At 64.9% G+C, this 22,284-nt stretch carries 19 protein-coding genes; 8 read left to right on the forward strand and 11 right to left on the reverse strand.

The features are described from left to right. Window positions 1–10 precede the first annotated feature (10 nt). From ACZLIB_RS11930 to ACZLIB_RS11940, 3 genes are all read left to right on the forward strand, one after another. On the forward strand, window positions 11–964 hold the full coding sequence (locus ACZLIB_RS11930; protein WP_279911781.1) for an alpha/beta fold hydrolase: 954 nt from the start codon (window positions 11–13) through the stop codon (window positions 962–964). A gap of 831 nt (window positions 965–1,795) precedes the next feature. Beyond that, complete coding sequence (locus ACZLIB_RS11935; protein WP_478467663.1) at window positions 1,796–2,068, forward strand: hypothetical protein; 273 nt, start codon at window positions 1,796–1,798, stop codon at window positions 2,066–2,068. Further along, the gene (locus tag ACZLIB_RS11940) at window positions 2,040–2,627 is read left to right on the forward strand and encodes a hypothetical protein (RefSeq protein WP_478467664.1); all 588 of its coding nucleotides are present in this window, start codon (window positions 2,040–2,042) and stop codon (window positions 2,625–2,627) included. Before ACZLIB_RS11935 ends, ACZLIB_RS11940 begins: the two co-directional genes overlap by 29 nt. 72 nt (window positions 2,628–2,699) lie before the next feature. Here the strand turns inward: ACZLIB_RS11940 and ACZLIB_RS11945 are convergent, their stop codons facing one another. From ACZLIB_RS11945 to ACZLIB_RS11970, 6 genes are all read right to left on the reverse strand, one after another. Beyond that, window positions 2,700–5,348 (reverse strand): excinuclease ABC subunit UvrA, encoded by a 2,649-nt coding sequence (locus ACZLIB_RS11945; protein ID WP_478467666.1) that lies wholly within the window; start codon window positions 5,346–5,348, stop codon window positions 2,700–2,702. A 134-nt stretch (window positions 5,349–5,482) separates the two neighbouring features. Next, a complete protein-coding gene (locus ACZLIB_RS11950) occupies window positions 5,483–7,366 on the reverse strand; it encodes a PepSY-associated TM helix domain-containing protein (RefSeq protein ID WP_478467668.1) in 1,884 nt (627 codons plus the stop codon). Between the two features lie 46 nt (window positions 7,367–7,412). After that, entirely contained in the window at window positions 7,413–9,869 is a 2,457-nt protein-coding gene (locus tag ACZLIB_RS11955; protein ID WP_478467669.1) for a TonB-dependent siderophore receptor, read from the reverse strand. Between the two features lie 108 nt (window positions 9,870–9,977). After that, window positions 9,978–11,021, reverse strand: a complete 1,044-nt coding sequence (locus tag ACZLIB_RS11960) for a FecR family protein (protein WP_121503298.1) — start codon at window positions 11,019–11,021, stop codon at window positions 9,978–9,980. Beyond that, complete coding sequence (locus ACZLIB_RS11965; RefSeq protein WP_478467671.1) at window positions 11,018–11,704, reverse strand: RNA polymerase sigma factor; 687 nt, start codon at window positions 11,702–11,704, stop codon at window positions 11,018–11,020. The genes ACZLIB_RS11960 and ACZLIB_RS11965 overlap by 4 nt, the downstream gene beginning before the upstream one ends. 259 nt (window positions 11,705–11,963) lie before the next feature. Beyond that, window positions 11,964–12,845 (reverse strand): LysR family transcriptional regulator, encoded by an 882-nt coding sequence (locus ACZLIB_RS11970; protein ID WP_478467673.1) that lies wholly within the window; start codon window positions 12,843–12,845, stop codon window positions 11,964–11,966. 151 nt (window positions 12,846–12,996) lie between these two features. Here ACZLIB_RS11970 and ACZLIB_RS11975 point away from each other — a divergent pair, with 151 nt between their 5' ends. Next, window positions 12,997–14,544 carry an MFS transporter gene (locus ACZLIB_RS11975; protein WP_478467675.1) on the forward strand — a complete coding sequence of 516 codons (1,548 nt, stop codon included), beginning with the start codon at window positions 12,997–12,999 and terminating at the stop codon, window positions 14,542–14,544. A gap of 38 nt (window positions 14,545–14,582) precedes the next feature. Here the strand turns inward: ACZLIB_RS11975 and ACZLIB_RS11980 are convergent, their stop codons facing one another. Further along, complete coding sequence (locus ACZLIB_RS11980) at window positions 14,583–15,110, reverse strand: DUF6622 family protein (RefSeq protein WP_478467677.1); 528 nt, start codon at window positions 15,108–15,110, stop codon at window positions 14,583–14,585. An 88-nt stretch (window positions 15,111–15,198) separates the two neighbouring features. Next, complete coding sequence (locus tag ACZLIB_RS11985) at window positions 15,199–16,032, reverse strand: S1 family peptidase (protein WP_478467678.1); 834 nt, start codon at window positions 16,030–16,032, stop codon at window positions 15,199–15,201. A gap of 190 nt (window positions 16,033–16,222) precedes the next feature. Here ACZLIB_RS11985 and ACZLIB_RS11990 point away from each other — a divergent pair, with 190 nt between their 5' ends. Next, on the forward strand, window positions 16,223–16,501 hold the full coding sequence (locus tag ACZLIB_RS11990) for a hypothetical protein (protein WP_478467679.1): 279 nt from the start codon (window positions 16,223–16,225) through the stop codon (window positions 16,499–16,501). Between the two features lie 31 nt (window positions 16,502–16,532). Here the strand turns inward: ACZLIB_RS11990 and ACZLIB_RS11995 are convergent, their stop codons facing one another. Both ACZLIB_RS11995 and ACZLIB_RS12000 read right to left on the reverse strand, forming a co-directional pair. Further along, on the reverse strand, window positions 16,533–17,402 hold the full coding sequence (locus tag ACZLIB_RS11995) for a methylenetetrahydrofolate reductase (protein ID WP_049401540.1): 870 nt from the start codon (window positions 17,400–17,402) through the stop codon (window positions 16,533–16,535). Continuing rightward, window positions 17,402–18,316, reverse strand: coding sequence for a LysR family transcriptional regulator (locus ACZLIB_RS12000; protein ID WP_049401539.1), 915 nt, complete (start codon window positions 18,314–18,316; stop codon window positions 17,402–17,404). Before ACZLIB_RS12000 ends, ACZLIB_RS11995 begins: the two co-directional genes overlap by 1 nt. A 176-nt stretch (window positions 18,317–18,492) precedes the next feature. Between ACZLIB_RS12000 and msuE the strand changes: the two genes are divergently transcribed. From msuE to ACZLIB_RS12015, 3 genes are read left to right on the forward strand one after another with little or no spacing between them, the layout of a single operon-like run. After that, on the forward strand, window positions 18,493–19,074 hold the full coding sequence (gene msuE / locus ACZLIB_RS12005) for an FMN reductase (protein ID WP_049401538.1): 582 nt from the start codon (window positions 18,493–18,495) through the stop codon (window positions 19,072–19,074). A 58-nt stretch (window positions 19,075–19,132) separates the two neighbouring features. Further along, window positions 19,133–20,110, forward strand: coding sequence for a DUF1852 domain-containing protein (locus tag ACZLIB_RS12010; protein ID WP_478467680.1), 978 nt, complete (start codon window positions 19,133–19,135; stop codon window positions 20,108–20,110). Window positions 20,111–20,148: 38 nt separating this feature from the next. Continuing rightward, window positions 20,149–21,183, forward strand: coding sequence for a methionine synthase (locus tag ACZLIB_RS12015; protein ID WP_049422263.1), 1,035 nt, complete (start codon window positions 20,149–20,151; stop codon window positions 21,181–21,183). A gap of 55 nt (window positions 21,184–21,238) precedes the next feature. Here the strand turns inward: ACZLIB_RS12015 and ACZLIB_RS12020 are convergent, their stop codons facing one another. Further along, window positions 21,239–22,267, reverse strand: coding sequence for an SEL1-like repeat protein (locus ACZLIB_RS12020; protein WP_329810055.1), 1,029 nt, complete (start codon window positions 22,265–22,267; stop codon window positions 21,239–21,241). Between the last annotated feature and the right edge of the window lie 17 nt (window positions 22,268–22,284).

Consider the following 22,284-nt stretch of genomic DNA (forward strand, 5'->3'; position numbering starts at 1 on the left):
GACGCCTCGCATGAACACCTTTGCCCGTACCCTGGCCGTTGCCGCCCTCGCCCTCTCGGTCCAGGCCGGCTTGTCCGCGCAGGCCGCCGAACCGGCCAAGCCGGCTGCAATCACCAGCATCGCGCGCACCGCCAGCTACATCACCACCACCGATGGCGTGCAGCTCTACTACAAGGATTGGGGCCCGAAGGACGGCCCGGTCGTTACCTTCAGCCACGGCTGGCCGCTGAACTCGGATAGCTGGGAATCGCAGATGATCTTCCTGGCCAACCACGGCTACCGCGTCATTGCCCATGATCGTCGCGGCCACGGCCGTTCCAGCCAGCCGTGGGAAGGCAACGACATGGATCACTACGCCGATGACCTGGCCACGGTGATCAACACGCTGGACCTGCATGACGTCACCCTGGTGGGCTTCTCCACTGGCGGCGGCGAAGTGGCGCGCTACATCGGCCGCCATGGCACCGGCCGGGTGAAGAAGGCGGTGCTGATCAGCTCGGTGCCGCCGCTCATGCTGAAGACCGCCGACAACCCCAATGGCCTGCCAATGGAAGTGTTCGATGGCATCCGCAAGGCGCAGATGGACAACCGCGCGCAGCTGTACAAGGACATCCCGTCCGGCCCGTTCTACGGTTTCAACCGCCCGGGCGCAAAGGTGTCGCAGGGCCTGATCGATGCCTGGTGGGCGCAGGGCATGCAGGGGGGCCACAAGAACACCTACGATTCGATCGCCGCGTTCTCGGCCACCGACTTCCGCGCCGACCTGAAAAAGTTCGATGTGCCAACGCTGGTGATCCACGGTGATGATGATCAGATCGTGCCGATCGACATCTCGGGCCGCCAGTCGGCGAAGCTGATCAAGGGCGCCAGGCTGATTGTGTACCCGGGTGCGCCGCATGGCCTGACCGACACCCACAAGGACAAGGTCAACCAGGATCTGCTGAGCTTCCTGCAGGAGAAGTGAGTAACCGGGGCTCCGGCATCGCGCCGGAGCCCGTCTCACATCAGAGTGTTTCTGCCCCGCCGCGTGTCCGTTCCCGACCAGAGCCGCCCCCCCCGTGCGGATTCGGGCGGTGCAGGATTTCATCCGGGCCCGGCTGCAAGGGCGTGGAAATGGCCATGCCAGAACCTCGGTACCTGGCAGTAATCCTCTGCTCCTCGTTCGCAAGATAACTCGGCTTTACACGGAGCGAGCGGGCAATCTGAAAATACCCGTTCGTGAAGGTGGTCACGGTTAAGTCCGGGGAAAGTCAATACCTTCAATATCGCTGTAACGTAATTGTTGAAAATGCGAGTGGATTTCGGGCGGGCCAACAATCAGCTGTGACATGGAGGTGGGGATGTGCACGGTATCTGCCAGGTCTTCAGCAAGGCTTGCGGCTCTCCTTTATTTGATGATTGCCTCCTGCATCGCCGCGATCATGCCGGTTGGCGCCAAAGAGGACCGATCACTTGTGCTTGTCAGGCTCTCACCTGAGCAGGGAGCGGTCCTTGCAACCGGGCTACTGAGAGGGATGCTGAGGCCAATCAATGGCTGTGTCTATTTCGTGGATCCAGGTGGCACGGCATATCTTGCAGCATGGCCTCACGATTACTCGCTGGCCATGAAGGGGGGCGTTCCCGTAGGCGTGCAGGATGAACGATCTGGGGAAATAATGGAATTCGGAATCGCCGCATCATTCGGAGGGGGGCATGGCGGTGAATCGCTCCGTTCGAGTCTTGCTGCGTCCATTCCGGATGCCTGTACTGGCCCACTCATGACGATTCACTTGATGCGTCAGGCAAAGGAGCAGCCATGATTAGTCTGCGCACGAAGCTATCCATGCGCGCCCTGGCATTGTCCGCCCTCGGTGCGTTCGCATTCTCCCTGCACGGCCAGCCGATAACTGGCAACCCCACGGCACACACCTACTCGCGAACGTTCAATGTATCTGAGGCCGAAGCAAAATACAGGTCGATGAAATCGATCTCTGCGGCAGGTCTGGAAGCCAGGATTCAGGCATCTGAGCCGGATACGTTTGGTGGCTTGTACGTTGAGCATGAGCCAGAATTCAAGGTCCAATCATAATGGGGCCATAGGCAGGTACATCCGTGCACGCAACCTTTCTCCAGGCCCTCTCAGCGTCGAAGGTGACAGCGGTGGGCCGGTCTTTTCGAACAATGCGGCCGTTGGCGTCATTCACGGCCGGGGCGGTGAAGACACGGGATTTGAGAACGACCTGTTCTACATGCCCATCGAGCGGGTTTCAGCACTTGGCGTTTCCGTATTGACGGAGGCCTTTGAAGTTGCCGGCATCGCAGATCGCACTGAAAATTATTTCAGGCCATTTTCCGTTCCGGTTGCGTACAAGGGAGTTCCGAAGTTCCCGATTGAGTTGACGCTGGAGCGCCCCGTGTGCCCGAGCGGGCCTTGCGAACCCGCCACGGAAACGTTGCCGGACAAGATGCCCTCCCCGCTCAACTACACGTGGGCCTGCTTCTACCCCATCGTGCTCTACCCGCCTCCCGTCATTCCCCCTCCCCCGTTGACCTGGAGGGAGCGGATTACCTTGAAGGATGCGTCTGGAATCACCGCCGAGCCCGTTGAGTACAACCTGCACTGCAGTGGATGTCCTGATTGTCCATAGCCCGCATCTGTTGATGAGTGCAGTGCTGGAGCCACGTGCGTGGATTCTTCGTCAGCCGAGCATGGCTCGGCTCTACATAAGAGCCAGCTCCCTGGCAAGGAACGGCGCCGTTCTGCTGCCTTTGGCGCGCGCCACCTGTTGCGGCGTTCCCTTCGCGACGATGGTGCCCCCTGCCCCGCCAGCGCCGGGGCCGACATCAATCACCCAGTCCGCCTGTGCAACCGCGCGCATGTCATGCTCGATCATCACCACCGTATTGCCCGCGTCCACAAGCCGCTGCAGCTGCACCAGCAACCTGTCTGCGTCCGAGGCATGCAGGCCGGTGGTGGGTTCGTCCAGCACGTACAGCGTGCGCCCGCGTTGGCTGCGCTGCAGTTCGGTGGCCAGCTTGATGCGTTGCGCTTCACCACCGGAAAGCTCGGTGGCCGGTTGGCCGAGCCGCAGGTAGCCCAGCCCGATCTCCTGCAGCAACTGCAGCGGCCGGGCAATGGCCTCTTCCTCGCTGAAGAACGCATGCGCCTGGTCAACCGTCATCTGCAGGACCTCGGCGATGTTGCGGTCATTCCATTGCACGTTCAGCGTGGCGTCGTTGTAACGGGCGCCGTGGCAGGTGGGGCACGGCGCATAGACGCTGGGCATGAACAGCAGTTCGACACTGACGAAGCCCTCGCCTTCGCAGGTATCGCACCGGCCCTTGGCCACGTTGAACGAGAAGCGACCCGCATCGAAACGACGGCGGCGCGCGGCGGGTGTCGCGGCGAACAGCTTGCGTACGTGATCGAACAACCCGGTATAGGTGGCCAGGTTGGAGCGTGGCGTGCGGCCGATGGGCTTCTGGTCGACCTGCACCACCCGCTGGATGGCGTCTACATCGCCCGCCAATGTGCCCCGGGTCGTTTCGATCACGGTCGGGCCGTCGGTGGGCGCGCTATCGGCGTTGTCGTCCGCAGGCTCATGCCCGAGGTGCAGCAGCAACAGCTCGGGCAGCGCCTGCGCCATCAGGCTGGACTTGCCGGAGCCGGAAATGCCGGTCACGGCCGTCAGCAGCCCCAGCGGCACCTGTGCGTCCACGCCCTGCAGGTTGTGGCGGTGGATGCCCTTCAGTTCCAGCCAGCGGTTGGCGCTACGCTGTTGGCTGGCAGGCGCCGGCACCTGGTCGAACAGATACTGCGCCGTGCGCGAATCCTGGATCTGGCGCAGGCCGTCGGGCTCGCCACTGTAGAGGACCTGGCCACCGTGCTCGCCCGCCTCGGGCCCAACATCCACCAGCCACTGCGCGCGGCGCATCAGCTCCAGGTCATGTTCAACAACGAACACCGAGTTGCCGCCGTCGCGCAAGCGCTCAAGCGCGTCGTACAGCGCCTGGCTGTCGGCCGGATGCAGGCCGGCCGAGGGTTCGTCGAGCACGTACAGCACGCCAAACAGCAAGGAGCTGAGCTGCGTGGCCAGCCGCAGGCGCTGCAGTTCGCCGGCCGACAGGGTTGGCGTCGCACGGTCCAGCGAGAGATAGCCCAGGCCCAGGTCACGCAATTGGCGTACCCGCGCCATGACCCCGCCTGCCAAGCGTTGTGCCGCCAGGCGCTTCTCTTCGGACAAGGCCGAGGTCAGGCGCACGTCCGGAGCGCCCTCATGGGTCGCCTGGCCACTCGCGGCCCGCCGGGCGCGATCGCGGGGTGTCGCGCTCCTGCGGGTACGTGCGCCGTTGCTGTGCGCGCCGAAATCACCTTGTGCGATGGGCTCCAGCAGCGCCGCCAGCTGATCCAGCGGCAGCCGCATGAACTCGCCGATATCCACGCCAGCAAAGGTGACCGAGAGCGCCTCCGGCTTCAGGCGTTTTCCGTGGCAGGCCGGGCACAACCGGCCTTCCATGTAGCGCGAAACGCGCTTGCGCATCAGCGCGCTTTGGGTATTGGCAAAGGTGTGCAGCACGTAGCGGCGTGCGCCGGTATAGGTGCCCATGTAGCTGGGCTCCTGCTTGCGCTTGAGTGCGGCACGGGTCTCTGCGGGCGTGAAACCGGCATAGACCGGCACGCTGGGCGCTTCCTCGGTGAACAGGATCCAGTCCCGATCCTTCTTCGGCAGCGTCTTCCACGGCACGTCGATGTCGTAGCCCAGCGTGACCAGGATGTCGCGCAGGTTCTGGCCATGCCATGCCGGCGGCCAGGAGGCGATGGCGCGCTCGCGGATGCTCAGCGAGGGGTCCGGAACCATCAGCGCTTCGGTCACTTCGTAGACATGCCCCAGGCCATGGCAGGTGCTGCAGGCACCCTGTGGCGTGTTGGGCGAGAAGTCCTCGGCGTACAGCATGGGCTGGTTGGCCGGGTACGCACCGGCACGCGAGTACATCATGCGCACCAGGCTGGACAGCGTAGTCACGCTGCCCACCGATGAACGTGCATTGCTGGCGCCGCGCTGTTGCTGCAGGGCCACTGCCGGCGGCAGCCCGTCGATGGCATCTACATCCGGCACGCCCGCCTGGTCGATCAGGCGGCGTGCATACGGCGCTACCGACTCGAAGTAGCGCCGCTGTGCTTCAGCGAAGACGGTGCCGAAGGCCAGCGATGATTTGCCGGAACCCGATACGCCGGAGAACACCACCAGTGCATTGCGCGGAATGGAGACGTCGACATTCTTGAGGTTGTGCTCGCGTGCACCACGCACCTCGACGCAACCGCTGGCGGCGGCAGCGCATGACGATTCACCAAAGGGGGTGTTGGACATCGTTACGATCCTGCAGGCAGTGAGTGGCGCGCGCCAGGGCGCGCCCAGTGGCTCATTCTCGCTGCTGAGAGGTGAATTCGGCGAGGGCGGCCACGGTGACAGCCTGCATGATCTCGTGCGCCTCGCCCTCCGCCCTACCCTCGCTGCAGCACTACCACCCACACCCCCATCAGGGCACTCCCCGCCAGCAGACTCAGCCACACCCGCCCAACACTACGGGCACTGAAGACGCCCACAGCAACGGCAATGAACAGCACGAACCCCAGCAGTGAGCTGGCCAGGACCGAAACGGACGTCCTTACCCCCACCAGCACGGGCAACAACAACGCCAGTGCCGTGGCAGTAACGGCGGTGAACAGGTATCCGCCCAGCGAGGCGGCCAGCACTCGGCTCGCCACCTGCCAGCGATAGGCCGCTTCCCGCCCGGCCGGAGGCTTGGCAGGGCGCGCCGCCTCCTGCGCCCGGGGCCAACGGCGCTGCAGCATCAGGGCCATTCTTGCCAGCATCAGCCCGAATGCCAATGCGACCAGCTCCACGCCGGCCTGCTGCCATGCGCCCCGCTGCAGATACATCAGCAGCCCCTGCCCGGTGGTTGCCAGATTCACCAGCGGCAGTGCCAGGCACAGTGCTGCGGCCAGCCACAACTGCTCGATCCAGGCCAGGCGCGGTGGGCGCCACAGTGCGTGCGCCACCGAGACAGCGCAGGCCGTAAGAAAAATGCGTATTTCCCACGCACTGCGACCGCTGATTTCCAATGGCAGCAACCGATTGCCATACAGGTAGACGATGCTTGCCAGCGCCACCCCAGCCAGCGAGGCGACGTTGAACGCTTCCACGCAGCGGTAGATGCCCGCCGTGGCCGCGCCGAACTCATGCTCGCTGCGCTTGCGCCGCTTGATCGAGAACAGCAGCGTGCCGATGGCGATCATCGCCGTGCCGAGCAGGCCGCTGATGAAGTACAGCCACTTCATCGGCCAGCCGCCGAAATCGGCCTTGTGCAGTGCTTCGATCGTCTCATGCACCTGCACCGCGCCAATCGCATGCGGGTGTACGCCATGCTGTTGCAGCAGCGTGCCGCTGGCAGCATCGAACGCCGCCCGGCTGGCCTCGGTCAGCAGATGCCTGTCCGCACCCCCCTCGGGCTTGCGACCGATCACCTCCACCACGCTGTGCACGGTGCCGGGCGCCTGGATCACGATCAATGCCGGCGGCTGCCCGCTGATGGCCTGCGCGCGTGCCAGCAGGTGCTGCAGGTCCGGCAGTTGCGCGGTGGATACCAGGATGCCTGGCGGAGCCGGCTGCGCTGGCGACAGCTCGGCTTCGTAGCGCGCATAGGCATCACCGACATCGCCATAGGCTGCCTGCACGGGCCACGGCAGATAGCTGCTGTAGAAGAAGGTCAGCCCCGTGTAGCCGATCATGAACAGGAACGGCAGGGTCAGCACGGCACTCAGGTTGTGCGCATCCAGCCAGCTGCGCTGCCCCTTGCCCGGGCGAAAGGTGAAGAAGTCCTTGAAGATGCGTTTATGCACCACCACGCCGGACACCAGCGCCAGCAGCATGCAGGCCGTGATCCAGCCGACCAGCCAATAGCCGGCCATGCCGCCGTGCAGGGTGTAGTGGAAGGACATGAAGTGGCGCCCGCCTTCGGTTTCCCGAAGACGAGGTGGGGGCTGTGGCATGCCGGTGCCGGCATCCACCCAGCGTTCGTGCCCCGTGCCGTCGCCATCCTCCCATGACAGCTCCAGCGGCCAGCCCCGCTGGACAGGCCAACGGATCTGCCATTCCCGGGCATCGGCGGCGTTTGCAGCCAGCCAGTGCTGCGCTCGTACCGCCTGCATTCCCGTGTCCACCGCCGGCGAGGAGGCCGGCACGGGGCCGGCCTCCATCCATCGCGTGATCGGCTCACGGAACACGCTGAGCGTGCCGGTCAGGAAGATCGCGCACAGCAGCCAGCCACAGGTAAGGCCGCACCAGGTGTGCAGCCACGACATGCTCTGCCGAAAGCCCGCTTTCATGCCTGCCCCGTGGCGGGCAGGCCGTTGCCCTGCCGGCTGCGGAAGGTCACAGCGAGCCGCGCAGCGTCAGCATCACATTGCGGGGTTCGCCAAAGAAGTTGCCGCGGCGGATCTGGCTGATCATCGCGTAGTAGCGGGTGTCGAACAGGTTGGCCACGTTGACGCCTACGCTCCAGCGCGGATTGATCCGGTAGCCGGCGCGCAGGTCCCACACGGCACGTCCCGCTGCGCCCATGCGCCAGTCCGGGTCGTCGTAGGCCGGATAGGAGTAGCTGCTCTGTGCCGATACACCACCGCCCACAGAGAACGCGTTCCACTTGCCCGGCAGCTGGTAGGACGTCGACAGGCGCAGCAGGTGGCGGGGCGTCTCGGCGCTGATGGTCGCGCCCTCATCGTCGCGGCTGGTGACGTGGGTATAGCCCGCCATCATCTGCCAGCCCGGCGCCAGTTCGCCGCTGGCCTCCAGCTCAAAGCCCTTGCTGCGCAGCTTGCCGCCATTGCGGTAGCAATCGGACGACGCCAGCGAGCCACGGCAGCTGCCCGGGTCGGATTCGTCCACCACGGCGTTGCCGGTCTTGCGGATGGAGAACACTGCGGCGGAGACATTCAGGCGGCCATCGTTCAACTCACCCTTCACGCCCAGCTCGTAGTTGGCGCCGATGGCCGGATCCAGCACCGAGCCGGACGCGGTGACGTACGAGCTCTGCGGCTGGAAGGTATCGGCGTAGCTGGCATAGACCGACCATTGCGGACCCAGGTCGTAGACAAGGCCGGCGTACGGGGTGAATTCGTGCTTCTGTTCGTAGTCGCGGCTCTTGGCGCCGGTGAAGCCATCGCTGGACTGGTACTTCACCCAGCTCAGCCGGCCACCCAGCGTGAGGTGCAGCGGTTCTGCCAGCTGCAGGCGCAGGTTGCTGTACACGCCGCTCTGCTGGGCGCGGGCGTTTTCTGACCAGTCCCACGCGGGCTGGAGGGGCTGTGGAATGGCGCTGTGGTCCGGTGCGTAGACATCGATCGGCACGTCGATGGCCAGGTCCGCCGAGCTCTGGCGGGTACGCTGGCGCGACCACATCGCGCCCAGCAGCAGCTGATGGCTGCGGCCGAAGGCGTCGAAACTGCCGGTGGTGTGCAGGTCGATGCCATCACTGCGCACGCGCGAGCGGTTGAAATAGATGTCATAGAAGCGCGAACCGATGCCGGTGGCGCGGTCCACCCCGCCCAGCGGAACCGCGACACGCTGGTCCAGGTCCGACTCGGTGCGGTTCACCGACAGGCGTGCCTTCCAGCGTTCGTTGAAGCGGTGCTCCGCCTCTGCAAAGGTTTCGTCGACGGAGCCCTCCTGCCGGTTCCAGTCCTGGATGAGCGAGGTGGAACGCTTGATGTCCAGCGCACCGCCATCGGTGTAGCGCGGCAGGCCGAACAGCCAGTAGCCGTCGGTGTCACTGGCCTGATGGCGCAGGCCAAAGGTCAGCGTGGTGTCCGCACCCAGGTCGGCGTCAATCACTCCATAGGCCACCGGCGTCTTCGATGAGGTGCCCCGCTGGAAGTAGTCGCGGTCCTGGTAGGCGGCGACCAGTCGGCCGCGCACGCTGCCGGTAGCATTGAGCGGGCCACCGCCATCCACCTCGACGCGGTAGTTGTCCCACGAGCCCACGGTTGCGGCCAGATCCAGATGGGCCTGGTCGCGCGGGCGCTTGCGCACCATGTTGATCGCCCCGCTGGGGTCGGCCGCACCGAGCATCATGCCACCGGCACCGCGCAGCACCTCAACCCGCTCCAGCACCGCGGTGTCGATCGGCAGCCAGCCAACGGGCGCATAGACGATGCCGGCCACGCCATCGACCAGATAGTTGCTGTCGTCCACGGTGAAGCTGCGGATCGAGAACTTGTGATTGCCGAAGTTGCGGGCGGTCTTGGTCACACCCGTGGTCTGCGCCAGCGCCTCGTCCAGCGTGGTGAGGTTGCGATCGTCCAGCTGCTGGCGGGTGATCACGCTGACCGACTGCGGGGTCTGGCGGATGCTCTGCCCCAGCTTGCCCAGGCTCAGTTCACGTGCCGTGTAAGCGCCATCGCTTGGGGCATTGGCGGTCACGTTCACCGTCTGCAGGGTGGTCTGGGCATCCTTGCTGCGCGCAGGCGCTGCTGCTTCCTGCGCCAGGGTGAACACGCCCGGACGGGTGGCATTGACACGCACGCCACTGCCCTCCAGCAGGCGCGCCAGTGCTTCCTGGGGCGTGTAACTGCCGGCCAAGGCCGGGGCGCGACGGCCCGCCACCGCCGATTCGCTGAACAGCACCTGCTGCCGGGACTGCTCGGAAAAGCGGCGCAGTGCGGCATCCAGCGGTTGCGCCGGAATATTGAACTGCACGCGTGCAGCCGGCTGCGACTGTGCAATGGCCGGCGCTGCCAGCGCGCTGGAAATGCACAGTGCCAGCAACGGCAGCCGCTTGGCGTGTACCCCCGTAGAGAACGCGCCAGCAACAAGTGCGCGCTTGATCTTCATGTACCCCATTACCGCTCCATCATGCTTGGCCGCTACTGGCCTCACTGGGGTAAACGGAAAATGGCGGTGGGGTGGGAACCCGCGCCGGAAGAAATTTTCGTTCCGGCGTCAGCGGGTCACAGGCCGTTCGTCGATGCGGTAGCCGCCCTGGGCATTGCGGGTCACCTGCACCGGCAACAGATCCGGCAGTGCTTCCAGGAAGGTGGCCGGGGCATCGGTGGCTGCGTACCCGGAGACCGGCAGGAACTTCAGCCCTGGCTGGCCCAACGTGACGGGATGGCCCAGATACTGCCCGACCTCCTGCGCCACTTCGTCCAGCGGCGTGCGCCGGAACACCAGGCGTCCATTGCGCCAACCGCCAATGCTGTCTGCGCTTGCGGCGATGGGGCGATAAGCAGCAGTGAGCGTGGTAACGGCCAAGCCCTGTTCGGCGCGCAGGCTGACCGGCGAGGCACCTTCGGCACGATCCGGCTGCACCCGCACGTGCCCATGCAGCACCTTGACCACGACTTCGCCCGGCCCATTGCGCACATTGAAGGCCGTGCCGACCACCGTCACCCGGCTGCGCTGGGCATCAACGGTGAAGGGCCGGTCGGCCGCCGGGGCGACCTCGAAGAACGCCTCGCCCTGGCTGAGCACCACTTCACGGCGGGATCGATAGAAATGCACGGCCAGCGTGCTGCGTGCATTGAGCGAAATCCGTGAGCCGTCCGGCAATTGCAGATCACGTATCTCGCCCGCGCCGGTGGCCACGTCCTGTACGTAGCTGGGCGCGGCGTACCAACCGTAGCCGACGTACCCCAAGGCCAGCATCGCCACGGCCGCAGCCGCCGCAACGCGTGGCAGGCGCCACGAGCGTGCACGCCGCGCCGCCCTGCCCCGCCGTAGAGCGGCAGGTGCAGGTACTGCTGGGGTGATCACCGCATGCGCGTCCGAGGCCAGTACGGGGCGTGGCAGCTGGCCCAGGTCGTGCCAGGTTCTGGTCACATCGGCGAACGCCTGTCGATGTGCTTCGCTCCCGGCCAGCCAGTGCTGCAGGGCCGCCTCGTCCTTCGGTTGCCAGTCCGCATCCTGCCGCCGTACCAGCCACGCGGCCGCCGCCTCATGCAGGGCAAACGGGTCGGAACCTGCGGGAGAAGGGAGATCGGTCATCGGCAGGGAAAATCAGCATCGATGGCAGGCGCCAACGCCTCGCCCGCCTTGGTCGGGCGATGCAGCTCCTGCATCTGTGCCAGAGACGCATAGCGTACCCGCACTTCGCAGTAGGCAACCGCTCGCGACAGGTGTTTGACCACCATGCGGCGGGAGATCTGCATGCGAGCGGCCACGTCCTCCTGGGTCAGCCCATCGAAGCGGCAGAGCACGAAGGCTTCGCGTTGACGTTCCGGCAGCTCGGCCAGTGCCTCTCGAAGGCGTTCCAGGCGCTGCCGCTGGGCGCTGAACTGCAACGGGCACTGTGATTCATCGCTGGCCATGGCGTGGCCAGCCTCCTCCGCGTCTGCCAGCGGCAAGGTCTGAAGGCGTCGCCCAGCATGATGCTCGCGGTATTCGTCGGCCACGGTGTTCATCACCGTCCGGCGAAGGTAGGCGCCCTGCTGATCGCAGGATTCCAGTGCAGGGCATGCCGCAATCCACTTCACCGCACCGTCGTGCAGGGCGTCCTCACCGTCCGCACCTCTGACGCGCGCAAGACCACGGAGGATGGGTCCGCGCCAGCGGGCATAGGCTTTCGCAAGGAGGTTCCCGCCCGTTGGCAAGGCGTCTTCCGGAATGCCCGGCTCTGTGGAGGAGGCCTGTTCCGCGTTGCTGCCCGTGCCCCGGCCTAGCGTGGACACATCACCCTCAGGGCAAATGCCTGCGGTCTGCACAGGTGGCGCGGGGAATTCACGTTGGGAGCCGGAGTTCTGGCCGCCATAGGCGACGGAAGGGGTGGGATGCCGCAAGTGTAGTGAGAGTCATTTGCAATTGGAACTCCCCTGGCCCGCTCTTGCCGTAATGCGAAGGCGAATCCAGGTCGTGCGGGGATCAACCCGTCCAGCGCACGCGGATATCCGTTACCGCCCGTTACGAAACGTACTGTCCAGTCGCTGCGCTTCAGCCCACCGCGCCGAGTGCGCGGACCGAACACGCGCCATCGCCTGCGCGAAGCAATTGTTCCTCCAACGCTTCGATCGCAGGCGTCCGCACGGCTGCACTGCGCATCAGCCGGAAGCTCGCTGCGGGGAGCACAGGAAGGCCCAGTCCACTGCCCGCAATCATCAGGCCATCCTGGATGTCATCCTGAAGAGCGACAGTGATGGCGAGCCCGGACTTCGCAGCCGATCGCAGGCCCTGCTGGTTCGCCGAGGTAAAGGTGACGCGCCATTCCAGGCCGGCTTCAGCAAGTGCTCCGATGCACACGTCGCGATGCATGCACGGGCTGGGCGCGAGTGCGAGTGGCAGCGTCTTTTCCGGTTCGTGCTCAAATCCCGAACCGATGGCCCAGACGAAACGTGTCCGCCTCAGAACCGGCCACTCAACGTCCTCCCTCAGGAACAGGTTCACCGCCAGGTCGAGTGTTCCCGCCTGTATCTGTTCGTTCAGCGCCCCATAGGACTCCACGGCTACATCCAGCCGCACCGCGGGGAACCTGCGGGAGAAGCGCGACAGCATTGCGGTCAGCCGGTCGCCGGCATAGGTCTCCGGCACACCCAGGCGCACTGCCCCGGTAACGGGAGCCCTCTGGAACCGGCGAACCAGCAGGCTCTGGGCAGCAAGAATCTGCTTGGCATGTCGCAGGAAGTCTTCGCCGTCTTCGGTGAGAGTCACGCTTCTCGTGGTCCGTTTCAGCAAGGCGCTGCCCGCCTGCTCTTCCAGCTTCCGGATCTGGTGGCTGATGGCGGACTGGCTGAGGTTCATGCGCTCACCCGCCTTGGTGAAGCCGCCGGTCTCTACGACGGCGACAAAGGCGCGCAGCAGGTCGGGGTCAAAGAACACCGGGGCAATCCATGATGAAGATTGATCAATTCTATTAAATCAAATCATTTTTATCATCATGGAAGTCCCTCCAAGATGGCCGCTCACTTGAAACGCGCAGCTGCAGTCGCCCCGGCAGTGCGCCAGATCCCGGACCTGCCTGAGGAGACCCATGACTTCCCTTTCACCTGCTGCTCGAGACCGCCTGACGCTTTCTGCGGCGTGCTTGGCTTCCCTGATGTTCGGGCTGGAAATCTCCAGCGTGCCAGTCATCCTGCCGATTCTGGAGACAGAGCTTGGCAGCAGCTTCAGCGGCCTGCAGTGGATCATGAATGCCTACACCCTCGCCTGCACGACGGTGCTGATGGCGGCTGGCGCTCTGGCGGATCGGTACGGGCGCAAGCGCATCTTCGTGATCAGCCTGTTGCTGTTCGGCATCACATCCCTGGCCTGCGGCCTTGCTCGAAGCGGAACGGCGTTGATCGTGGCTCGATCACTGCAGGGTGCGGCGGGAGGCGCAATGCTGGTCTGCGTGTTTACAGTGCTTTCCCATCAGTTCAGTGACTCCGCACAGCGCGCCAAGGCCTTTGGCATCTGGGGCGTGGTCTTTGGCATAGGGCTGGGTTTCGGGCCGGTCATTGGTGCTGGTGTTGTTGTCATCAGCAGCTGGAGCTGGGTGTTCCTGGTGCATGCGCCCCTGGCAGTGGGCGCGACGGCTCTCGCCGTTCTGGGCATCCGGGAATCGTGGGCGCCAAGCCAGCGGAAACTGGACCTTGCAGGAATCGTCTCGCTGTCAGTGGCCGTCTTTTCCTTCACCTGGTACATCACCCAGGGCATTCCTGCAGGCCTTGCAAGCGCCTCTTCCATGGCGGCCGCTCTGGTTGCCGTCATCAGCCTGGCGGTATTCATCGCGGTCGAGCGCAGGGTGCCGGACCCGATGTTCGATTTTTCCATCTTCGGCAACCGGCGCTTCTCGGGCGCATTGCTGGGCTCGATGGGCATGAACTTCAGCTTCTGGCCACTGATGGTGTACCTGCCACTGTTCTTCCAGCACGGACTTGGCTACTCAAGCATCGCGACCGGCCTGTCTGTCCTGGCATACACATTGCCGTCGCTGCTGCTGCCGCCTTACGGCGAGCGTCTCGCTGTGCGCTTCGGGCCTGAGCGCGTGATCCCCGCTGGGATGTTTGCCATGGGCGGCGGGATGCTCATGATGGCGATCGGTGCAGGCGCGGAAAACGCGAGCTGGTTGACCCTGCTGCCAGGCTGCATTCTTGCGGGCTCGGGCCTGGGCGTGATCAATACGCCCGTCACCAACACGACGACCAGTTCCGTGCCCAGCGATCGCGCCGGCATGGCATCCGGCATGGACACCAGCGCCAGATTCATCAGCCTGGCCATCAACATCGCGGTGGTGGGGTTGATTCTGGTGAAAGGTACCTACTACGCACTTGAAACGAACCTGCCCGGCGGTGACCCTTCGCATCTGCGGTCGCTTGCGGAGGGATTGTCCGCAGGTACTGCGCACCTGGATGAGTTGGCGGCCACTGGCCAGGCAGTGTCCCTTGACGTAGCGCATCAGTCGCTGCTTTTCGGCTACCGACTGGCCATGGTTTACGCGGGCGCTTGTGCCTGTGCCTTGGCCGTTGTCAGTGCGCTTACGTTCCGGGGCGGTCGAAGTTCGCTGGCATCGTGCGCCAACGAATCGAACGGGCAGTGAGGGGGGGTATTAATGTGACGTGTCACGCCGCCGCGAATTCAGCCTGCGGTCTCCAGGCCCTTAGCCGCCGCATCCAGTCGCAGCGAAGCCAGATAGCGGCAGTACTTGCCGATGAAGAGGCCGGTGAATCCGCCTGCCAGCAGCAGGTAGGCGGCGCTGAAGCCGGCGTTGGCGGTCAGCGACGGCGACACCGCAAATGCGACTTCGAAGCCGTACTTCACCAGGAAGGTGATCAGCAGCAGCGGCAGCAGGCTGAAGTCCGCGTTGCGCCAGAGCTTTCCGGTAGCGCCATCCAGGGTCAGCTTCACGTGGCCCAGCAGCAGCCATCCCAGTGCTGCCCCGGTGCCGATGCCGACCAACCACTCGCCCCAGGCGGTCAGCGAGGCGCCGAAGCGATGACTGATCGACCATGCGCCCCACACGGCGAACAGGACGGGCACGATCGCCAGCTTCTGCAACGAAGTCTCACCCGGCTTCATGGCGGCGATGCCACGCGTGACCAGGAACGCCAGGAGCAGCCAGACCCAGATCGGCGTCTGCGAGATGAGTTGCTGGAGCATGTTCATGAGCGGTCGCCTTGGTGGGTGGTGGCGAGGTGCCCTCGCCTTGGCGCCCACTATTCGCTTCCGCCCGGGTTGCAACCAGTGACAGCTGTCAGTCTTCGGGGGTTACTGGGCGGTAATCGGGCGCACTCAGGACGCTCTCGATCCAACCCACATAGCGCGATACCCGAACGTTGTGCACCACCTGCCCGTAGAAGCCGGCCTCAAGGGCATGCTCGGGAACGGCGGTGATCCAGGAGCCCAGCCCCACCAGCTGCCAGACGCCGTGATCCTTGATCAGCAATGGGCCGCCGCTGTCCCCGTTACCGAGCACACCTTCAAGCGGCAGGCCCTGTGGCGGGGCATCGAACCGATACCAGAGATAGCGATCATTGCCGCCGGTAATCGCGTTGTATGCCCGCCGCAGCGATGTGCGATGCGGCCCACCCGGCACCAGCCCAATCGCCCCATTGCCAGTGGCGCCCTTTCCGATCAAGGCGGCGACCTGCGTGACCTCGGCGCTGCCGCGATAGAGTGCTACGGGCTGCACATCGTTCACCGGGGTGGCGAGCCGGATCAATGCAATGTCATCCGACCCGGCCAGGAACGCGTGGATCTTCGCCGGGCTTCCCGTCGCCAGCGCCTCCTTTCCCAATGCGTCGGGCATTCTCCTGTAGCCGGGGTGCACGAACACGCGCTCCACGCCGTAGTCCCTGCCGTTGATGGCGATGGTCTGCCCCATCCCTTCCATCGGCGCGGCATGCGCTGCCGTCAGCACCCACTGTGGGGCGATCAGAATGCCCTGCCCTTCACCCGGCATGTCGGCCAGGGCGGGGAATTCTGATCCCTCGATCCGGTAGCGGGCATCGTCCACGTCGTGGCGGATGACCACGGCTCCGGCAGCGAGCGGCAGCGCGGCAAGCGCCAGAAACAGCCAGCGGATCATGGGGGCCTTCATCCTTGCGGTCAGTCGCTGCAGCCTAGCCGAACACGCCGGGCCAAGGGGAGGCATCCGACCAGACTCCCGTGTTCGACGACGAATGCGGGTGAACCTGCCCCGAAGCCGGGGCGGCCACAGGCCGTTAACAGCCCCGCTCTATGCTGGAGCATCATTGGAGACCCATGAGGTACGCGGCATGACCAGACTGCACACCCTGATGTTGACCGGCTGCCTGTTGGTCCTGAGCCCGCTGGCCTCCGCCGAGACCGTGAACCTGACCAACAGCGCCGACGGTGCCAATCGCGATGCGGGCATCGCGGCGGTCAAGAAGAAGCTGCAGGACGCGTGCACCGACCGCAAGGGCTCGCCCGATGCGGCGTCGTTCGAGGTGGTCTTCGAGAAGACCGGCGAGAACCCGAACGTACCCAAGCCGTACTACGTAGATGGCAAGATGAAGTGCGAACTGCCGGGCTGAAGGGCCCGGCCACGCGATCATCGATAGATCATCAGACGCTGGCGGCCGACGTGCGCCGCCGGTACCGCTCGATCCAGTCCAGTGATGGGGCAATGCCGCCGAACGGGAAGAAATGCGGACTGACCGGACCATGGGCGTCTGTCAGCCCACTCAATAGGCGATCCACAAACACCTCTGGCCCCGCCGTGCCGAGCAGCCGGCCGATCGAGATGCCATACCGCGCCAGCATCGATGCACTGGCACTCACGCCGCACATCGCGGCGTAGCGGGCCAACCGCGCAATGCTGGCCGGCCCCGGCACGCCGACCAGCACCGGAACGGTGATGCCACGGGCCCGCAGCGCATCCAGCCAAGCCAGCACGATGTCCGCATCGAAGCCGAACTGAGTGATGATCAGCGGTGCCATGCCCCGCGCCTCGATGGCCTGGCACTTACGCTCCAGCACGCGCCAACGGTCCTCGGCGTTCATCACCGGATGCCCTTCCGGATGCCCGCCCATGGCAACAACCTTGATGCCGCAACGTTCAAGAAGGCCAGTCTCGATGATCGAAGTACTGTCGGCAAACGGCCCTGCGGGCGCGGAAAGATCACCGGCGATCAGCAGGCACTTCTCTACCCCCGCTTCGCTGGCGGCGCGTTCCAGGAACCGCTCAAGCGCCGCACGCGACCCGATGCGGCGGGCAGAGAGATGCGGCATCGGCTCGAAGCCGAGTTCGCGCACCGTGCGCGCGGCCGCCAGCCGGGCGTCGTCGTCCTCGCTCGCCAGGTAAGGGATCGAGATCGTCGTTCCCGGAGCGATGCGATCCACTTCCGCGCGTAGTGCCGGCATGGCCTTCGCGCTCACTTCCAGAGAAAACGCGTTGATGAAGGCTTCCGCCCGCTGCGATCCAGGTGCGGGCATCAACGGGCTCCGCCTGCATTGCCGGCGATCGGCGTGCTGTTCCGGGCCAGTTCGACGAAGGCCTGCAGATAGTCGATGCCGGTATCGGCCTCACGCGCACCCAGGTAGATCTGCTTGGGAATGCCCTTCGCCCCCAGGCGCACCGGCACCACGTCCATGCGCGCCGCGTACTCCTCCACCAGCCAGCGCGGCATCGCGGCCACACCACGGCCGCTGGCCACCATCTGCATCATGATGTCGGTGGTTTCAATGGCCTTGTGGCGCCGCGGCGTGATGCCGGCCGGCAGCAGGAACTGGTTGTAGATATCCAGGCGCTCGAACGGTACCGGGTAGCTGATCAGCACTTCCTGGCCGAGCTGGCGCGGCTTTACGTGGTCCACCTTGGCCAGTGCATGGTCCTTGGCCACCACCAGCACCTGCTCGTAGTCGAACACGGGCACGAACTTCAGGCCCGGCTTCAGCAGCGGATCGGGCGTGACCAGCAGATCGATCTCGTAGCCGAACAGCGCGCCGATACCGCCGAACTGGAACTTCTGCTTGACGTCCACATCCACGTCCGGCCAGGCGGCCAGGTACGGCGAGACGATCTTCAGCAGCCACTGGTAGCAGGGATGGCATTCCATGCCGATGCGCAGTGCACCGCGCTCGCCCTGTGCGAACTGGCCCAGTCGCTCTTCGGCCAGGTCCAGCTGCGGCAGCACGCGATTGGCCACCGCCAGCAGGTACTGCCCGGCCTGGGTCAGGCGCAGGCTGCGGCCTTCGCGCAGCCAGACATCGGTGCCCAGCTGCTGTTCCAGCTTCTTCATGCTGTGGCTCAGGGCTGACTGGGTCAGGTTGAGTACGCCTGCGGCGGCGGTCAACGAGCCCTGCTGCTCGACCTGCTGCACGATGCTGAGGTGGATCCGCTCCAGCATGACGATGAATCCCGCTCATGGATTAGTGAAGTAATACCATTTTACGTCATGGAAGGGCATGACTAGGATCGGGTCATGCCTTCGGTTGCCTGCCAGCCCGGTCACCTCGCCGGCCTGCAGGGCTGCGCCCCCGCAGATCGCCCGAAGGAGCTCCCTCCCCTGCTGAAAGCGAACAGATGACCCGCCCCCTCCGTATCGTCGCCGTCTCCGGCGGACTGCAGCGCCCCTCCAGGGCTGCAACCCTGGCCGAGCACCTGCTGGACCTGATCGGCGAGGACGTTGCCTGCGAACCGCACCTGATCGAGCTGGGCGAGCTGGCGCCGCAACTGGCCGGCGCGCTGTGGCGCTCGCAACTGCCGGCCAGCGTGGAGCAGCAGCTGGTGGCCGTTGAACAGGCGGACGTGCTGGTGGTGGCCACGCCGGTCTACCGCGGTTCGTACACCGGCCTGTTCAAGCACTTCTTCGATTTCATCCACCAGGACGCACTGGTCGACACCCCGATCCTGCTCGCCGCCACCGGCGGCAGTGAGCGCCACGCGCTGGTGATCGACCACCAGCTGCGGCCACTCTTCAGTTTCTTCCAGGCCCGCACCCTGCCCCTGGGCGTGTACGCCACCGACCGCGATTTCGCCGAGGGCCGCGTGCACAACGACGCCCTGATCCAGCGTGCACGGCTGGCGGTGCAGCGGGCGCTGCCCCTGCTTGCGCTGTCCCATCGTGCAGCGCCCGCTGCCGCCGAGGCCGCTGCAGTCCTCTGAATGCCGAATGCCTGCGACCAGCATTCGGATGTCACCCCCGCAACCCGGAACGCCGCCCATGACGACCGACACCTTCACTTTCAGCATCACGCGCATCCCCTTCAACGAGGACTACCAGCCCGCTGACGGCACGCGCATCACCACCAACTTCGCCAACCTGGCCCGTGGCGCATCCCGCCAGGAAAACCTGCGCAACACGATCAGCATGATCAACAACCGCTTCAACGACCTGGCGCACTGGGACAACCCGAGCGCGGACCGCTACGCCGTTGAGCTGGACATCATCTCGGTGGAGATGCACATCGATGGAGCCGATGGCAGCGATCCGTTCCCGCTGATCGAGGTGTTGCGCCCGACCATTGTCGACACGCGTACCGGCGCTCGCACCGAGGGCATCGTCGGCAACAACTTCTCGTCCTATGTGCGTGACTACGATTTCAGCGTGGTACTGCCGGCCAGCAACGAGGGAAAGGCGACCTTCGGCATTCCGGAAGGCTTCGGTGATCTTCACGGCAAACTGTTCCAGCACTTTCTGGAATCGGACGCCTACCGCGCCAATTTCAGCAAGGCGCCGGTGATCTGCATCAGCGTTTCCAGCAGCAAGACCTACCATCGTACCGAGAACCACCATCCCATCCTGGGCGTGGAGTACCGGCAAGGCGAGTTCTCCCCCACCGACCAGTACTTCGACAAGATGGGCCTGCAGGTGCGCTATTTCATGCCGCCGGGCAGCGTCGCGCCGCTGGCGTTCTACTTCCAGGGCGACCTGCTGGGCGATTACTCGAACCTGGAACTGATCGGCACCATCAGCACGATGGAGGCATTCCAGAAGATCTACCGGCCGGAGATCTACAACGCCAATTCCGTGGCCGGCAAGGTCTACCAGCCCAGCCTGAAGCACCAGGACTACTCCTCCACCCGCATCGTCTACGACCGCGAAGAGCGCAGCCAGCTGGCGGTCAAGCAGGGCAAATTCACCGAAGAGCACTTCATCAAGCCGTATCGCGCCGTGCTTGAGCAGTGGGCTGCCCGCTGATTTACCGATTCTCCATTCGCCCCAGGACACAGAACGCAATGTCGACGAAGAAACTGCTCCCCACCTCCACCGCCGGCAGCCTGCCCAAGCCCTCCTGGCTGGCAGAGCCCGAAAAGCTCTGGTCGCCCTGGAAGCTGCAGGATGAAGGACTGACCGAAGGCAAGCAGGATGCCCTGCGCCTGTCCCTGCAGGAACAGCAGCACGCCGGCATCGATATCGTCAGCGACGGTGAGCAGACCCGGCAGCACTTCGTTACCACGTTCATCGAGCACCTCAACGGCGTCGATTTCGAGAAGCGCGAAACCGTGCGCATCCGCAACCGCTACGACGCCAGCGTGCCGACCGTGGTCGGCGCCGTGAGCCGGCCCAAGCCGGTGTTCGTGGAGGATGCGAAGTTCCTGCGCCGGCAGACCACGCAACCGATCAAGTGGGCCCTGCCCGGCCCGATGACCATGATCGACACCCTGTACGACGCGCACTACAAGAGCCGAGAGAAGCTGGCCTGGGAATTCGCGAAGATCCTCAACGAGGAAGCGAGGGAGCTGGAAGCCGCTGGCGTCGACATCATCCAGTTCGACGAGCCCGCCTTCAACGTGTTCTTCGACGAAGTGAACGACTGGGGCGTGGCCGCACTGGAGCGCGCGATCGAAGGGCTGAAGTGCGAGACTGCCGTGCACATCTGCTACGGCTACGGCATCAAGGCCAACACCGACTGGAAGCAGACGCTGGGCTCGGAATGGCGCCAGTATGAAGAGTCGTTCCCGAAGCTGCAGACCTCCAACCTCGACATCATCTCGCTGGAATGCCACAACTCGCACGTGCCGATCGATCTGATCGAGCTGGTGCGCGGCAAGAAGGTGATGGTGGGCGCCATCGACGTGGCCTCCAGCACGGTGGAGACGGCTGAGGAAGTGGCCAACACCCTGCGCAAGGCGCTGCAGTTCGTGGACGCCGACAAGCTCTACCCGAGCACCAACTGCGGCATGGCGCCGCTGGCCCGTGACGTGGCACGGGGCAAGCTGCGTGCGCTCAGCGAAGGGGCCAGGATCGTGCGCGAGGAGCTCTCGGCGTAACCGCTGCAAGCGATCTGCGTCCGGACCTCTGTGCGGGGTCCGGACGCATCGGCACTCAGCGCTTGCGCGCGCGCCGCTCGGGGCACTCCTTCGGATCGAACAGATCGTAGGTCTGCTTGATGGCCAGATTGCGGATCGCCCTGCGGTTTCCCTGCGCTGCAGCCTCACAGGTCCAGTAGATATCCTCTTCCTGGTCCTTGGGCACCCCGCGCCCGATGGAGTACAGGTATCCCAGCTCGGCCTGTGCAGGCGCGTAGCCCGCCATTGCCGCCTTGCGATACAGGTCGGCGGATCGGGCCTCATCCTTCTGTACGCTGATACCCTTGGCATACATCAGGGCGAGCCTGGTCTGCGCCTCCACATCACCGCCATCGGCAGCCGCTGTGAATGCTTCAACCGGGCCAAACGCGCCGGGCGTGTCCATCTCGGCACACCACACCTCGTTCTCCTTGCGATTCAGGCACAGCTCCAGACGGGCCTCCTTGACTCCCGCTAGGCCGAGCTCCTGCACGGCTGCCCTGGCATACCACTGCATGGCCTGGGCCTCGTCTTTCGTGAGGCCGGCGCGTCCCTTCTGATAGAGATTGGCAAGGCTGTACTGCCCGGCCGGCGAGCCGAGTTCAGCGGCTCGGCGGAGCCACAGGACAGCTTGGGCATCATCCTGCTGCGGGCCCAGGCCCTGCAGGTACATGATCCCGAGATCGGACTGTGCGTCCGCATTGCCCTGATCGGCAGCCTTGCGTACCCAGTGCAGGGCCTGAGCGGAATCCTTCGGCACGCCATTGCCTCGCAGATACAGCACACCCAGCATGGACTGTGCCGGCGCATAGCCCTGATCGGCCGCCTTGCGGTACCAGTCCGCTGCCTTCGCTGCGTCCCTGTCGACGCCTGCGCCGCGCAGATACCTGTCCCCAAGTTCATTCTGGGCTTCCGCGTTGCCGGTCTTCGCCGCAGCCATCACGCGATCCCGCTCGGCTGCGTTGTCATTGCCAAGCGCAGGCGTGCTGCAGGCCAGGGCAGCCAGTCCCGCACAGAGTGCGACGCGCCGCAGGGCGCCAATCCATTCTTCCGTGAACGTCTGCATTCTTGATCAACTCCAGA

It is taken from the genome of Stenotrophomonas sp. 220_Sma, assembly GCF_056487375.1.